The sequence below is a fragment of the Pseudomonas sp. NPDC090755 genome, from assembly GCF_044769005.1.
Classification (GTDB): domain Bacteria; phylum Pseudomonadota; class Gammaproteobacteria; order Pseudomonadales; family Pseudomonadaceae; genus Aquipseudomonas.
Genome location: NZ_JBIVXC010000021.1, coordinates 31,692 through 47,169, shown reverse-complemented (window position 1 = coordinate 47,169; position 15,478 = coordinate 31,692). Strand labels below are relative to the sequence as shown.

The window sequence follows — 15,478 nt, the reverse complement described above, 5'->3', positions numbered from 1 at the left end:
GTCGAAAAATGTGAATAAAGGGTTCAGGCGGCAGCGGTTGCCGGGCGGGGCCAGTGGTTTGGGAAGTAATCGAGTGCGGAGTCGCGCAGGCCTTGCATGTAGCCAACGCTCCAGTGCAAGACTTCTTCGATATAGGGCACTTTGAGGTCGAAGCGCTTGGCCATTTCCACCAGCAGCACCAGGCCGTAGGCGACGTCCTCGTTGAATGCACGGCTTTCGCGTTCGATCACGTAGCCGGCGCGGTTGTCGGCAGCGGGCACCATTGGTGCGAGGATGTCGTTGTAGGCCTGATTGGTGCGCAGAATCGAGAGCATGCTGCTCTGGTCGCGGATCTGCTCGCCGTAGGCTTCGACGATTTCCTGTTTCAGCGATTTGACCGAGGACAGGTCAACGCCCATGCGCTGGCTGATGACCGCGCACAAGTCCTGGCTTTCCTGATCCATGCGTTCGAGGAAATAGGCGCCCAGTTCCGGGCACTCGGTCCACCAGCACATGCGCTGCGGGAAGATCTTGCGGTGCCATTGGCCGTAGGGCCCGATCAACCCATAGATCACCGAGCTGTGCATGATCGGGTTGCCCGGAGTCAGGGTGATCTCCAGGTAATTTTCCAGCATCGTCACGCAAGGGCCGTACAGTCTGGTGAGTATTTTCTCCAGCTGTCGTTGCGCTGTTTGCGGCTCCCTGGCGTGGGTCGCCACATACAATTGGCTCTTGCCGCCGCCCATTTTGATCGACAGTCCCGGGGTCAGCTCGAACGCGGTATGCGGGACATCCTTCATGCCCCAGATCACCAGGTTCGGGCGGTCGGGCAGAGTGGCTTCGGCCAGCCAGTCGAAACCGCAGAAACCCGGAATCGCGCCGATGTAAACCGGTTTGCTTGCGTTCAGATGCGGTGCGATGTCCTTCAGCGTTTGCGGACGGGCATGGGCAGGCACAGTGATGATGACGATGTCGGCATCCTCGACAGCTGCCCTTGCATCGGTGGTCACCCGATCCAGTCGGGCCTGCAGAGTCGAGCCGTCGGGCAACAGCGCCTGCATCGGCGTCTGGCGGGCGTGCTGTTCGATGATTTCCAGATTGCTGGTAAGCATCGAAACCTGAACATTGGGCAGCTGTTTGAACAGGATGGCGTTGAGATGGCCGGTCCTGCCGCCACCGCAGATGGCGACTTTCAACAGATTCATCGAGAGGCGTTCCTGTTTGAAGAGGAGGTCATGCGACGCTCAGTTGCAGCGGCGCGTAAACGGAGTCCAGCCATTGGGTCTTGCCCAGCCAGGCGTCCAGTTGAGGCGCGATACTCGGGTCGATAAGATCGCGTTCCTGCAGCCATTTGTCGTCGAATACGGTGTGCAGGTACTTTTCACCACCATCGGCAATCGGCACGACCACATTGCCGCTCAGCACGCCTTTGTGGATCAGTTCCAGCGCCTTGAAGATCGCACCACCGGTTGAGCCGCCGACCAACAGCGCCAGGTTTCGGGCGATATAGCGCGCGGTTTCGAACGCCTGGGAGTCAGTGACTTGCACGCCCAGATCGATACAGCTGTAGTCGAGCACCAGACCCACGGTGTCACCGGCCGGGGTGCCGGTGCCCGATTGGTAGTAGGGGTAGCCTGGATGACCGAAGACAATTGAACCTGCCGGTTCCACCGCAACGGTCACGGTGTCGGGGTTGTGCTGCTTAAGGCCGCGGGCGATGCCGGTCATTGAACCGCCGGTGCCGACACAACCGACGTAGGCACCGACAACTCCTTCGGCCTGACCAATGGTCTCGCGGACGAAATCACTGTAGCCGCCAGAATTGGCCGCGTTGTCGGACTGATTCATGAATACGGCACCGGGAATTTCGTTGGCCAGTTCTGCCGCGAGCCGTTGGCGTTCGACCACTGCGACTTCATCTTCGCGATAGATACCTTTGACGAAACGAATGTCGGCTCCGAGGGCCTTCATCACGGCGATCTTGTCCTGGGCGGCGTGATGATCAACCACCGCGATGAATTGCAGCCCGAACTCGACAGCAGCCATGGCGAGACCGATTCCGGTGTTGCCGGAGGACGACTCGACAACCACTCCACCCGGTTTCAGCCGTCCGGACTTGAGCGCAGCCAGCACCATGTTGCGCGCCATCCTGTCTTTGATACTGCCGCCGGGATTGTTCTTTTCAATCTTGAGTAATAAGCGCGCGTTTGTATCGGGAATATCAATACCCAGCATTGGTGTATTGCCAATAAGGTCAGAGACTTTATTCAATATCATTTCATTTATTCCCTTTAGTAGTCAGGTGAGAATGTGTAGTTACCTTCCGTACAACAGGTTGCCGTCAACCGCCGAGGCAGGGGGTGGCGATGAAACTCATTCTCCAGCAAGTCCATTTGGTAACCGGCAGTATTGATGTAAATCAATAGGTCGCCGGGCTGTGGTGTAGTGGAAAAGTTGATCAGGCGGTGGGTGATCACATCATCATCCAGGCAACTGTGGCCTGCGATATAAGCTTGAGTCGGAGTGCATGGAAGGTCTTGCGAACTGATCAATAGAGGATCAACAAGATACTCGGAAGCGAACCAGGTCTCACACGCGCTGAAACTGCTGCCCTCAACAAAGATGACGGTTTTGTTGTCGGCGAGTTTCTTCGTGCGGGTGACGCAAAAGATTGAAATAGCCGCTTGGTCGACAAGACTCCGGCCAGGCTCCAGGGCCAGGGTTATATTTTGTTGTTTCAAATAACTGGCGATGGATAATCCTGGCGAGCATTCAGCGTCGAGCAACAAGTCAAGCCATTGCGGTGCAGTCAGTTCGCCGCCGTACGGGTAGTAAGCATCGGGAACTTTCTGGTTGTAATAATGGCTCGGCTTATTATCGTTTTCTAGGAAACGGGTATAGGTCTGCGGCTCGACATATCGTATTGGCAAGCCGCCACCGATATCGATCATCCGCGGTTTCAAGCCCATTTCCCGTGCCGCTTCGACGAATCCGCCGACTTCTCTCACTGCTTGTGCGCGAGACTCGAATCCATAGCCGCTCAGATGAAAATGGAAACCTTCAAAGTGAAAAATATCGGTGCGTTTCGTCAGTCTTTGAAGGCCTTCCAGCAAGTCTGTCGCACCCATGCCAAAGCGGCTCTTTGGGCTGTTTTTCGGCCTGTAGCGCAGTAATACTCTGGCTTTGCCGAGGAGCAATTGCGCTTCGAGCACCTCCTGCAGATGACCGAGTTCCTCCAACGAGTCGATGCTAATCAGCGATTCAGCACTAACCAGTGCCTGATGAAACACGGTGGTTTTGGCCGGTCCCGTGGCGCAGATTTTTGCGCCGGGCATACCGGCTCGTAGTGCCGCTTGCAGTTCGTGGATGCTAGATACATCGACGCCGATAGGCGAATTGGCCGCTGCGATCAGCAGGCTTTGTGACTTGTTGGCCTTGGCGCCGTAGAAAATTTCGCAAGACACGTTGTGCTGCTTCAACACGGCCAGCAAGGCCTGTGTATTTAGTTGAAAAGCATGCGGCCAAACCAGATTCAAGGGTGAACCATGTTGCTTGACCAGTTCCTTAAGTATCTCTGGGGACTTGTTGATAAGCGTAGAGATTACTGGGTCGATCAGCGGTTTTAACATGTCTGGCTGATGAACTTTAGTTGACTGTTCAGCAGGCTGTGAGTTTGTTGCAGGCATAGTTACCCCCTGACGTCGAAAATAGTCTCGCCATTGATGTTTCGACAACTGAACGTTATCGATTGATGTAGTCTTTTTGCTCGTTAAAAACGAGGACTCAAACAGCTCGGAGGCGGGTGCCAGGCAATATCTGAAGTTGGATTCTTAACGCTGGTCGTAATAAATGGTTCACAGAACAATTGCATGACAACCCCCATTCCATAAGGTTTTTACGGGTGTTCTGATTGGCCACAAAATTGGGTGGCAAATCCTTTTAGACGGCCAGTGACTGATACTTAAGTGACATCACTGGCATGTGCGTCTCGAAGCGCTAATGGCGTACTCGGAAGCGAGGATAGTTCCTCTTGGCGGCGTGAACAATATTGCTAACACGAACGATTATCAAGTAAGGTTTTCAAAATTTTTTGAATTTAGACCTGCGCAAGGCGAATCAATGAACGTGTATTTACACGCTCAAGGAAGCGTTCGCCCTGAGATTAAAAAGCCCTTAATACCTTGATCAATAAGGCGTTGGAGGTTGTTTCGTGGAGGTGCTGGCCGGTACGCAATTTCGCCGCCAGAGGGGCCTGAAATTTTTCAGAAATCACGACTGGTTCACGCCAAGGAGCTATGCCATGCAATCCGATCGACTTAGCAGCAAAACCCCACTCGCGATTAGCTACTTGTTCGTGCCGGGCAACCGGCCAGAACGCTTTTCCAAAGCCGTCGATGCAGGGCCGGACGCAATCATTCTCGACCTCGAGGATGCCGTCCACCCAGAGAGCAAAGCCGCAGCCCGCGTCGCCATTCGGGCCTGGCAGGAGAGTACGCCGAAGGTTTCCTGCGAGCGCTACATCCGCCTGAACAGCGTCAGCAGCACGCTGTTTCCCCAGGACCTGGATTGGCTCGGCGACATGCGCTTTGCCGAACGATGCGACGGAATTTTCCTACCCAAGGCCGAATGCCCCGAGGCTCTGGCGCGGGTGGTCGAAGGCCTGCTCGAGTGGCATCCCCGGTTGAAAATCATCGCAATCATCGAGACCGCGAAGGGGTTACAGCAGGTCGAGTCGATTGCGGCGATCCCGGGCCTGGCGCGGCTGGCATTCGGCTCGCTGGATTTCTCGCTCGATATCGACTGCAGCCAGATTCCCGAAGCGTTTCTGTTCGCCCGCAACCGCATCGTCCTGGCTTCGCGCACGGCTGATTTGCCGGCACCGATCGATGGGGTCACCCCGGCGATCAGCGATTTGGCAGTAGTGACCAAAGATTCGCACTACGCTCGCTCGCTGGGATTCGGCGCCAAGCTGTGCATTCATCCCGCGCAACTGGTCCAGGTGCAACGTGCCTTCCTCCCGGATTCGCGCCAACTGGCCTGGGCCGACCGGGTGATGAGGGCGGTCGCAACGGGCAGTCACGCTGTACAAGTGGATGGCGAAATGGTCGACCTGCCGCTGATCGAGCACGCTCAGCGCCTGCTGGATGTGGCCCGCCAGCACGCGCCGGTTTCTCACGCCGATGTCTGCTGAAACTCGGCGAATCAGGAGACTGACCATGGAACACGGTTATCAGATAGCGTTGCGACCGTTGTGTGAAGTCCAGCAGTCGGAGCAGGTCGATCCAGCCAATGTGACGATGCTTAGGGAGTCGATCATGCGCGCCGGACATTGGCTGGAACCGATCATCGTTGAACGTTCGCAAGGTATCGTCATGGACGGCAACCACCGCTTCAACGCGGCGGTGCAATTGGGCTTGAAGCGCGTGCCGTGCATCCAGCTCGATTACGCCGATCCACGGGTGTGCGTACGGCACTGGCAGACCGGGCAGGCGTTCGAAGTGGCGAGGATTTTCAGCACCATCGCCCGCGGCGAGATCTTTCCGTACAAGACCACCCGGCACGCGTTTGACCCCGCGTTACCAGTGGTCGCAATACCGCTGGAACGCCTGTATGACTAGGTTTGACCCGATCCGATCAAAAAAACTTTATTGAGGGTGATACTTTTTCGCAGCTCGACTGGCAATAGGAGTGATTACCATTTTCCATTGATGAAAAGGATCCTAACGTCATGCCCGTTGTCAGTCGTCCCTGCGGTGAGCGCGTGTTAACACTCGCCATTCGTACCGCTATGTTGAATTTTGTTTTGGTCGCAGGAAGCGCCAGCGCCTGGGCTGCAAGCCCCGAGCAACAAGACGTTGCCGTCGACAAGACTTCGAATATTCCAACAGCGACTCCAACTGACGACAGCGTCGATCCGCTGGTTCTCGACACCACCGACATCAACGCCCGTTACAACGGCCCGACCGCATTGCCGGAGGTACTCGCTGGCGGCCAGGTCGCGCGTGGTGCACGACTCGGCATGATGGGCAACAAGGATGTGATGGACACGCCGTTCAGCGTCACCAGCTACACCGCCAAGACCTTGGCTGATCTGCAGACAGTGACAGTGGCCGATGCGCTGGCGCGCGATCCTTCGGTGCGCTCGACCGGTCAGACGGGCGGCATCGTCGATTCGTTTTTCATTCGGGGCTTTCCGATCGGCGAGGGCAACCTAGGTGAGCTGGCGTTCGACGGCGTGTATGGCGTCGCGCCCAACTACCGGGTGTTCACCGATTACGCCGAGCGTGTCGAAGTGCTCAAGGGGCCGGGCGCGCTGATGTACGGCATCTCTCCGAACAGTGGCGTGGGCGGGGTGATCAACATCGTTCCCAAGCGTCCGCTCGAGGAAGACCTGACGCGTGTCACCACCACTTACGCCTCGGATTCCCAGGTGGGGGGGCACCTGGATCTAAGCCGTCGTTTCGGCTCGGAAAACCAATTCGGTGTTCGTTTCAACGGCAATCTGCAAGGCGGTGACACCGCCATCGATGATCAACATCGAGACCTGGGTATCGGTGCTATCGCCCTGGATTATCAAGGCGAGCGTTTGCGCTTGAACCTGGATTACATCAGCCAGAAGGAAAGCTGGGAGGCCGCTTCGCGACCTTTCACCATCGCCCCGGGCGTCGATGTTCCGTCCGCGCCGAATGGCCGCACCAACCTGCCGCAGGACTGGGGCTGGTCGGACACCAAAGAGCAGTCGGCATTGCTCGGTGGTGAATATGATCTAAGCGATACGGTGACAGTGTTCGCCCATGCCGGTGGCGGAAGGTCGGACGTCAAACGTATGTCCGACCAGGTTCCAAGGATCCTTAACGAGGCGGGTGACACCAGTAACATTCCGGGTTACTACAAATTCAATGTCGATCGTTCAACCGCTGATGTCGGAATCCGCGGTTTGTTCGCCACTGGGCCGATCACCCACACAACCACGCTGATGGCGACCCGGTATCAGGATGAGTTATCCCGCGGGATCAACAACGGGACTGAAATTCGTTCGAACATCTATCACCCGATCGATGTACCCAAGCAATACATCAATACGCCGAAGGTGCTGCGGGTTTCCGAGTCGGATCTGTCCGGGGTTGCGTTCACCGACACGCTATCCATGCTCGATGACCGCTTCCAGCTGACCCTTGGCGTTCGTCGGCAGGATATTGAGTCACGCAACTACAACGCAGCGGGCTCGGTCAGTTCCAAATACAACGACAGCGCCACGACTCCTCTGGTCGGTGTAGTGGTCAAGCCTTGGGAAGACGTTTCCCTTTACTACAACTATGTAGAAGGCTTGAGCAAAGGTGACATTGCCCCGGGGACGGCGGCAAACGCCGGCGAGACATTTGCCCCCTACGAATCGAAGCAGCATGAAATCGGTGTGAAATACGAACACGGCACTTTCTTGACCACCCTGGCGTTGTTCCAGATCGAGAAACCGAGCGGTGAAATCGGCGCCGACAACGTGTTCTCGGTGCAGGCCGAGCAGCGTAACCGCGGGATCGAATTGAGCATGTTCGGCGAGGTGGCACCGGGTACCCGCTTGATGGGGGGCGTGACGGTGCTGGATGGCGAGTTGACCGATTCGGCGACTGCCGCCAATCGCGGCAACAAACCGGTCGGTGTGCCGGACGTTCAGGCCAACCTCTGGGCTGAATGGGATACGCCATGGTTGGAGGGTTTCACCCTGACAAGTGGTGCGATTTACACCGACAGCCAGTTTGTCAACCAGGCTAATACCCAGGAGCTGGATTCCTGGACGCGCTTCGATGCTGGTGCACGTTATTCGACGAAAATCGAAGGCCGGCCGACGACATTCCGCGCCACGGTGCAAAACGTGTTCGATCGTGAGTACTGGTCGGGCGTTGCTTCATACGGCGCGTTTTCACCGGGTTATCCGCGCAACTTGCAGTTGTCCGCAACGGTCGATTTTTGACGCAGAAGGGCAGGTACAGCCAAGCGGCTGCTGCCTGCCCGGCTCATTTGTGAACAGGAGTATTCAAATGTTGGACAACCAGGGATTCACTTCAACTGACAGGTGTCGTCTGTTTCATGCCACGATCAATCAGCCGGCACTCGAGTCTGATTGCAGTGCAAACCGCCATATCCGTCAGATGCTACACGCTTATGGATTGCGTACCAGTCTGTTTCGTTTGAAGGTGATCAATGCGCTGGTCCTGGCTACCCAGGAGGAGCGAGGAATCGGCGTGCAAGGCGTGCATGCTTATATAGAAGCGTCTACTTCGCCGTTGACCACTATCCGGGTCCGCGAAGTGCTCAAGCGTCTTGCGGAGGTGGGTGTCATCGCACTCCAGCCGGACAGAAACTACCGTTTTACCTTCGAGGCGTGGGAGATGCTCGAGCCGCATCTTGGATAAAACATTACCCGCCCCAGTGTATTGCCGTTGGGTGAGGTACTGGCGCTCCCATCACCTCTGCTCGGCGATGAGTAAAGTTCAGCATGGGTGGGTATTTTCTCCAGATCGGCCAGTTCATTACGAAACGCTTCTTGGCGCAAAGCCTCGTATTGTGCCTCGTTGAGCTCCAGTGATTTGCCCCACTCGTTGACCCCATCGGCAAAGTCCACCCGCACTTTACCGGTGCCATCGGTTTGCACGAACATCCTGTCCGGCCCACCCGACAGCTTACGTAGCGGTACTTCATGGACCTGAACGACGAGGGTGGGGGCAACCAATGCCCGAGCACCTGTACCTGAAAACCGAACTTGACCTGGAGGTCGGTGACATGAAGCTCTATGACATCGAGTTCCGATGAACGAGAAACTGCTGCGCTACTACGAGCGCGAATTGCAGCATCTACGGGAAATGGGCGGTGAGTTCGCCCGGGACTATCCCAAGGTGGCAGGCCGCCTGGGGCTGGAAAACCATACCTGTGCCGACCCTTATGTTGAGCGTTTGCTGGAGAGTTTCAGTTTTCTGGCGGCGCGGGTGCAGTTGAAGATCGACGCCGAGTTTCCTCGTTTCACCAATCATCTGCTGGAGCTGGTCTATCCCCATTATCTGGCACCCACACCAGCGATGGCGGTGGTGCAAGTGCAACCTGATATGAATGAGGGCAGCCTGGCCCAGGGGTTTACCGTGGCCCGCGGTACGGTGTTGGACAGCCAGTTGGGCAAGGGCGATCAGACCGCTTGCGAGTTCCGTACCGCACACGATGTCACCCTGTGGCCCGTCGAACTGGCCGAGGCGCGTTACTTCGCCTGTTCCGCGCACGTCGGTGGTGTCGATGGTCACGCTGCGGTTGGCGCCGATGCTGATGGTTTCGTTCTTGCCAACGTCTTCGCTGCGGTGGTCACCGATGGAGAGGGTTTCGTTGTGGTCCACCCGCTCGCTGCGGTCATTGCCGACGGAGGTGGTTTCGTTGTGCTTGACGACATTGTTCTGGTCCTTCTCGGCATGGATGAACACCTCCTGCCGGCCCAGCTCATCCTCGAAGCGCAGCTCATTGAAGCCAGAACCCTTGTGGGTCTGGCTTTTGATGGTCATGCGCGTCTTGTGCGCGGGCAGGTCGTAGGGCGGCAGCTGGTTGCCGCAGTAGGTTCGGCCGGTGATCATCGGTTGATCGGGGTCGCCGTTGACGTACTGGATGATCACGTCCTGGCCGATGCGCGGAATGGCCATCGAGCCCCAGCTGCCGCCGGCCCAGCCTTGGGAAACCCGCACCCAGCAGGAACTGAACGCGTTGTTCTGGCTCTCGCGGTCCCAGGGAAAGCTGACCTTGACCCGGCCCCATTGGTCGCAGTAGATCTCTTCACCGGGCGGGCCGACCACGGTGGCCATGTGCGGGCCGTCGATGCGGGGCTTGTCCAATGGGGCAGGGCGCCACTCGGTTCGGCCGGGGACAAGCTGTGCGGTTTGTGCGTAGCGCGTGCTTTGATCGACCCCGACGGCTTCCTCTTGCAGGCTGGTAAATTGAGTGCCTTCATGGGTGACCGTGTTCATAGTCGTGCACGGCAACGATGTTGGGATGACTCAGGCGGCCAGCAGCCCGGGCTTCGTTCTGCAGGCGATTGACAAACTGTTGCCGCTGACCGTCATCGAGCAGCGCCGTGTGCAGGGTCTTGAGCGCCACGACGCGGCCGATTGAGGGGTCAAAGGCCTTATAGATCGTGCCCATGGCGCCTTGGCCCAGCACACGGTCAATACGGTATTTGCCCAGTTGCTCGCGTACCACTGGGTTTGTATCCCTGTTTCGGCCAGGTTGATGGCATACCCCTGGCGAGTGTGCAGGTGCGCTAACGGCTGGCTTGTCGTTCTGCTCGAGGCTGACGCGCGAGGCCAGGTTTGCCATGTGCTTCACGTGGCGCGTGATGAACAGGTAGTACAGCAGGTTCAGTGCGCAAAACAGGCACACGAACAGGCCTGACATCGACAGCATGAAGCTGTGCACCCATTCATTTGCGCCTTGCCCTGCGGCTGGTGGTGCACGCTGAGGCAACAAGTGATGGGCCAGCAGGCAGCTGGCAACCCAGCCGGCAACGACGATGATCAGTAGCACGGCGTTGAACTTGGCGGCCAGTGACAGTTTCATGCTGCTTTACCTGCGAAGTGGTTGGACTGGGCAATGGTCGCGGCTGATGGCGCACGGATACATGCCATCCGGCGACAACAGAAAGTAACGGCAGGCTACCGAATCGAGCGGCGCCGGGAATGTCAATTATCTCTATGTTCCTCAGTGAAATAGATTGAACAAGTTCATGGAATAAAATCGCCGAGTAGCGTGTTTTATTGCAGGGCAGAGCTAAAGCCAGTTGCGGTGTGCGCAGCAGTGAATGTTTTTTGTGCGTTGGAATAAATTCGATAACTCGCTTGTTGTCCTTTCAGTCGTCCGGGTTTCTTGTGTGTTGGTCTTTCGGCTGGTGTGTCGAAAACGTCGCAAGTGGGTCTTGGTCTGGATTGTCTGTTTTGGACATGTATCTGGCGATCTCGGTGGCCGGTTGATTGTGTTGGGGGCGATTTAGTAAGAGATTTATCAATAAATGGCACCCTTGTGGAGTCTTGAATGTGTAAGTAGGTAGGAGGAAATTATGCCTAACGAAGCTAAAGATACGGTAGACATCAGGTCTATAAATCCGGGGGCGAAAAAAGTCGTTCTTTTGGCTCATGGCGGGATTGTAGGTAGTATGGATGAATGTATGAAAAATCCAGCTGTTGTTCCGTCGGGCATGAAGCTGAAATATTTTGCTAATCATTCGGAGGCGAATGAGGCCTTGCCAGCTTACAATATGGCAGGGAACTTATTTGATCGTGCCATGGGAAAGCTATATCCAGAGGTGCCTGTGAAGGAGGTTGTCGAAGGTGGGGAGGAAACCTTTAACTACTTGGTTACACCGAACGTTAATGACAAAAAATTGCAGCCTAACATGCAATACGACGTTGCCGGTGTCAGGGGGGCGGGGACCGACATCCAAACGGTGATGACGGAGATCAAGAAGAAAAAGCCGGGGATTGAGGAGGTTTATGCAGTTCATTGCAGAACGCACTATGCACAGGGTCAGCGTCAAAAGTTTAATCCGCCTGTTACATACGCCGGTGTTAAAAATATGATGATGAATAACTCAAAGATATATGGAGGGAAAGGTCCCTTTGACTGATTGTTCTTCAGGGGAGCAATATAACGCGAATACGCGTTATCAATCCCTGCCCAAAGAAAATCGCTGCGCCTCAGCAGGTTTCGGGCTTCGAAGCGTCGGTAATGATTTTTATGATTTTGTTCCGCTGGACCCGAAGGCAGCGAGCAAAACTGCTGTCGATGGCGTATTCGCGTTTGTCATTCGGGCCAATGATCAAATGGACGCTCGGCCTGTAGCGAGAGGGCATACGCTATTCGCGGAGCAGAGGCTTTAGGCAAAATCAGGTCGTGTAAATAGCGAACTTGTTAAATTCCCCCTGAAGTAAGGTGGTAGAGAATGGATGAGAAGGATGGTGTATTTATAAGGTCAATCAATCCAGGTGCGAAGAAGGCCGTTCTTGTGGCTCATGGTTCGATCCAAGGCACTACATCGGAGTGTTTGAAAAATCCGGCTGTTGTTCCGGATGATCTGGAGTTGAAGTACTATGCGCATCATTCGGAGTCGGTTCATCTGGATGTGCCCAAAGAAATAATTACTACTAATTATTTGCCTTGCTTGAGTCCGAGAAAAACTCCGGTTAAGGAGGTTGTTGAGGCCGGAGAGCCGTCTTTTAATTACGGTCTTTCACCGGCATCTGAGGTTTTTCAGTTAAAACCGACCAGGGAATATGACATCATCGGCGTCAGAGGGAATACCGATATCGGTAACGTGATGAAGTCGGTTAAGGAGGTAAAGCCGAGTATTAAGGTGATCCATACGGTTAGTTGCAGGACTGAATATGACTGGAAGGGTAAGCCTAAAAAATATGGTCAACCTGTAACGTATGCCGACATGAATAGGGTGGCGAACAACTCAAAAATATATGGAGGGAAAGGCCCCTTTGATTGAACATTCTTGCCGGCGGATGGGTGTGTCTAGTGCTGTAGTAAAAGCATGTTATGGACATGTTGGTGGCGTGGTGCGAGTCGAAGACATTTTACACTCAGAGTAAAATAACTTCGGTATTCGCCGGGGCAGTCAATCATACAGTTGGTAGTGCGGTTGCATGCCAATGCAATAATCTATCATGCTCGGGGATGTTGCGAGCAAGTCAACACACCTCATGGTATCTGTGCTGACACAACCGACGGCCAAAACAGTAGCCGTCATCAGTGCCATGGACTAAATCGACCAATAGCAAGGAAGGGGAGCACGATCCTGAAATGCGACAGACAAAGAAAAGAGGTGTAGGTCATCGGGAGGGGCGCGCACATCGGTGCTGCTGCCGGTTACACCAGTGTGGAAGCGCACATGCCGCGTGTTGCAATTTCACCTAGCGATCAAGAACGGTAGGATTGTACCAGCGTCGGGCGCCTTGCATGCCCGTGAACATTGAATCAGTTAGGAGAGCGATGTGGGTGACGAAAAAATTTACACAGACAAGGAAGTGTTTATAAGATCAATAAATCCTAAAGCGGAGAATGCTCTTGTTTTTGCCCACGGTGGGATACGGGAAGATTCAAAGGAATATTTAAAGCCGACCATTGTTCCGCCCGGAAAGACATTGATCTATTATTCCAGTCATTCTGAGGACACTCATACTGCTGCAGGCTGGCGTCTGGCGCACACGGGAAGTACCTATGATTCGAGCGCAACAGGCTCTGCGCCGAAAAATATAAACCCTTCAGAGTTCGTTCAGGCTGGAGAAGGCTCTTTCAATTACAAGCTTAATGTGGCGACAGAAGGCTATCAAGTGCCTCCCAGTAGGAATTTTGACGTCGTCGGTATTACAGGTCACGTTAAGCTCAGTGATGTGATGTCAGCGATCGCGAAAAAAAAGCCAGAAATTAGATATGTGCATGCGTTCTTTTGTCGGGGTGTTTACGATAAGCAAAGGGCAAGAAGTTATTATAACGAGCCTATGTCATTCGTGGCAGTTCAAAATGAAATGTCGAGAAACTCAAAGATTTACGGAGGAAAAGGCCCTTTTGATTAACCATTCGATCCGCGCATGGGGCTGACGAGGTCCCACCCCTGACGCTTCGGTCGTGGGCTGCACACAATCCACTTCAGGTCTCTGGCGCCTTGTATCGCCCGCTACCGGCTCTTGCCCGACCGAACCAATATCACCCCGGCTTTCTTGATGGGCGTCAATCCTGCCTGTCGCCGTGTCCTGTAGTCTCCAAGCAACCTCCACCCCAGGTGCTTCGAGGGCCCCATGCTCTATCCTCTGTTCTTGACGCTGCACCTGTTCGCTGCGGTGATCTTCATCGGCACGGTGTTCTTCGAAGTGCTGTTCCTGCGCAGTATTGCCCGCCAGCTTCCGGCCAGGCTCATGCTGTTGCTCGAACAGGCCATCGGCCAGCGCGCTCGCCAGTTGATGCCCTGGGTGCTGCTGGTGTTGTTCGGCGCGGGGCTGGGGATGGTCTGGGTACGCTACCTGCCGGTGCTGGCTGCGCCACTGCAGTCATCGTTCGCTACCTTGCTGCTGCTGAAGATCATTGTCGCGCTCAGTGTGCTGGGGCACTTTCTTGCGGCGATGCTGTTGTTCAGGCGCGGGCGCATGACGGCAGCAAGGGTGAAGTACATACACATCAGCGTGTTCATGCACATGGTGGTGATCCTGCTGTTGGCCAAGGCGATGTTCTATCTCAGTTGGTAAGCGCGGTGCGCAGGTAAAGGAGTGACGTCATGCAAGTGCTCGACCGCCGTAAAGCGCTGGCCATCGTGCCGTTGCTACGCCTGGCGTTTCGTCCTTTCTTTCTTGGCGGTTGCGCACTGGCGCTGCTGGCGGTGCCGTTGTGGCTGGCTGCCCTGCAAGGCCCGCTCGGTGACTGGCAGCCGGCCGGGGGCTGGCTGGCCTGGCATCGCCATGAACTGCTGTTCGGCTTCGGCCTGGCGATCGTTGCCGGATTTCTTCTGACTGCCGTGCAGACCTGGACCGGCCAGCCGGGCCTGAGCGGCACGCCGCTGGCCGCCCTGGTGCTGCTCTGGCTGGCTGCAAGAATCGCCTGGCTGGCCAATCTGCCCTGGCCGGTGCTTGTACCACTGGAGCTGGGCTTTCCCGTGGCGGTGGCCTGGTTGATGGCGGTCACGCTGTGGCGGGTGCGGCAGAAACGCAACTACCCGGTGGTGCTGGTGCTGGCGTTGTTGATCGCGGTAGATGCACTGGCGATGTACGGGCTGGTTCAGGGGAATGACGCTTGGCAGCGCCAGGCTGTGTTCGGCGGCCTGTGGCTGGTGGCGGCGATGATGACGCTGATCGGTGGGCGGGTGATTCCGTTCTTCACCCAGCGCGGCCTTGGGCGGGCCGAAGCGGTGCCGCCCTGGCCCTGGCTGGACCGCGTGTTGTTGGCCGGCTCGGTGCTGGTGGCGCTGTTGTATGCTGGCGGTCATGGCTTGTCGACCAATGCCTGGAACGGGGGGCTGTTTCTCCTGTTGGCGGCAGGCCACAGCCTGCGCCTGTGGCGCTGGCATGATCGCGGCCTGTGGCGGGTGCCGTTGCTGTGGTCGCTGCACCTGGCCTATGGCTGGATGCTGCTGGCCTGCCTGGGCATGGCCCTGTGGCACTTCGGTGTGACGCTCAATCCCAGCCTGGCGCTGCATTGCCTGAGCGTCGGGGCCATGGCGGGCTTGATCCTGGCCATGGTCGCCCGGGTCAGCCTGGGGCATACCGGGCGTGCCCTGGTGCCCCCGGCGGGGATGACCCTGGCCTTCATCCTGCTCAATCTGGCGGCGCTTGCCAGGGTCTTGCTGGTGCCCTGGTCGGCCCCGGTCGGCTTGTGGCTGGCAGGGGTGTGCTGGACCCTGGCCTTTGCCCTGTTCATCTGGCGGTACGGGCCAATGCTGTTGCGAGCCCGGGTCGACGGGCATCCGGGCTAGCAGTCGGCGGGG

13 protein-coding genes and 2 pseudogenes are annotated in these 15,478 nt (G+C 56.3%); 10 read left to right on the top strand and 5 right to left on the bottom strand.

Annotated elements, in window-relative coordinates; all coding sequences use genetic code 11:
* Positions 1-23: 23 nt before the first annotated feature.
* The 3 genes from ACIQUS_RS23555 to ACIQUS_RS23545 are packed head-to-tail and all read right to left on the bottom strand — an operon-like array spanning position 24 to position 3,665.
* Positions 24-1,184: an NAD/NADP octopine/nopaline dehydrogenase family protein gene (locus ACIQUS_RS23555; protein ID WP_403052275.1), complete on the bottom strand. Its 1,161-nt coding sequence runs from the start codon at positions 1,182-1,184 to the stop codon at positions 24-26.
* Between the two features lie 28 nt (positions 1,185-1,212).
* Positions 1,213-2,256: a PLP-dependent cysteine synthase family protein gene (locus tag ACIQUS_RS23550; protein WP_403052272.1), complete on the bottom strand. Its 1,044-nt coding sequence runs from the start codon at positions 2,254-2,256 to the stop codon at positions 1,213-1,215.
* A 14-nt stretch (positions 2,257-2,270) separates the two neighbouring features.
* A complete protein-coding gene (locus ACIQUS_RS23545; protein ID WP_403052269.1) occupies positions 2,271-3,665 on the bottom strand; it encodes a Y4yA family PLP-dependent enzyme in 1,395 nt (464 codons plus the stop codon).
* 524 nt (positions 3,666-4,189) lie between these two features.
* Between ACIQUS_RS23545 and ACIQUS_RS23540 the strand changes: the two genes are divergently transcribed.
* From ACIQUS_RS23540 to ACIQUS_RS23520, 5 genes and pseudogenes are all read left to right on the top strand, one after another.
* On the top strand, positions 4,190-5,170 hold the full coding sequence (locus ACIQUS_RS23540; RefSeq protein ID WP_403052266.1) for an HpcH/HpaI aldolase/citrate lyase family protein: 981 nt from the start codon (positions 4,190-4,192) through the stop codon (positions 5,168-5,170).
* A 25-nt stretch (positions 5,171-5,195) separates the two neighbouring features.
* Positions 5,196-5,597: a ParB N-terminal domain-containing protein gene (locus tag ACIQUS_RS23535; protein WP_403052263.1), complete on the top strand. Its 402-nt coding sequence runs from the start codon at positions 5,196-5,198 to the stop codon at positions 5,595-5,597.
* Between the two features lie 110 nt (positions 5,598-5,707).
* Positions 5,708-7,948 carry a TonB-dependent receptor gene (locus tag ACIQUS_RS23530; RefSeq protein ID WP_403052260.1) on the top strand — a complete coding sequence of 747 codons (2,241 nt, stop codon included), beginning with the start codon at positions 5,708-5,710 and terminating at the stop codon, positions 7,946-7,948.
* 67 nt (positions 7,949-8,015) lie between these two features.
* A complete protein-coding gene (locus tag ACIQUS_RS23525) occupies positions 8,016-8,390 on the top strand; it encodes a fe2+ zn2+ uptake regulation protein (RefSeq protein WP_403052257.1) in 375 nt (124 codons plus the stop codon).
* 393 nt (positions 8,391-8,783) lie between these two features.
* Positions 8,784-9,254: pseudogene (locus ACIQUS_RS23520) on the top strand (type VI secretion system baseplate subunit TssF); the annotation flags it as partial.
* Positions 9,255-9,257: 3 nt separating this feature from the next.
* Here ACIQUS_RS23520 and ACIQUS_RS23515 read toward each other — a convergent pair.
* Positions 9,258-9,974 (bottom strand): annotated as a pseudogene (locus ACIQUS_RS23515) (type VI secretion system Vgr family protein); the annotation flags it as partial.
* Positions 9,955-10,149, bottom strand: coding sequence for a hypothetical protein (locus tag ACIQUS_RS23510; protein ID WP_403052412.1), 195 nt, complete (start codon positions 10,147-10,149; stop codon positions 9,955-9,957). The pseudogene ACIQUS_RS23515 and the gene ACIQUS_RS23510, both read right to left, overlap by 20 nt.
* A gap of 910 nt (positions 10,150-11,059) precedes the next feature.
* Here ACIQUS_RS23510 and ACIQUS_RS23505 point away from each other — a divergent pair.
* The 5 genes from ACIQUS_RS23505 to ACIQUS_RS23485 all read left to right on the top strand — a co-directional run bounded on the left by ACIQUS_RS23505 (position 11,060) and on the right by ACIQUS_RS23485 (position 15,466).
* Positions 11,060-11,626, top strand: a complete 567-nt coding sequence (locus ACIQUS_RS23505; protein WP_403052254.1) for a putative adhesin — start codon at positions 11,060-11,062, stop codon at positions 11,624-11,626.
* Positions 11,627-11,941: 315 nt separating this feature from the next.
* Entirely contained in the window at positions 11,942-12,493 is a 552-nt protein-coding gene (locus ACIQUS_RS23500; RefSeq protein WP_403052251.1) for a putative adhesin, read from the top strand.
* A 505-nt stretch (positions 12,494-12,998) separates the two neighbouring features.
* Positions 12,999-13,580 carry a putative adhesin gene (locus ACIQUS_RS23495; protein WP_403052248.1) on the top strand — a complete coding sequence of 194 codons (582 nt, stop codon included), beginning with the start codon at positions 12,999-13,001 and terminating at the stop codon, positions 13,578-13,580.
* 222 nt (positions 13,581-13,802) lie between these two features.
* Positions 13,803-14,246, top strand: coding sequence for a CopD family copper resistance protein (locus ACIQUS_RS23490; protein ID WP_403052245.1), 444 nt, complete (start codon positions 13,803-13,805; stop codon positions 14,244-14,246).
* Positions 14,247-14,275: 29 nt separating this feature from the next.
* Positions 14,276-15,466, top strand: a complete 1,191-nt coding sequence (locus tag ACIQUS_RS23485; RefSeq protein WP_403052242.1) for an NnrS family protein — start codon at positions 14,276-14,278, stop codon at positions 15,464-15,466.
* Positions 15,467-15,478 lie beyond the last annotated feature (12 nt).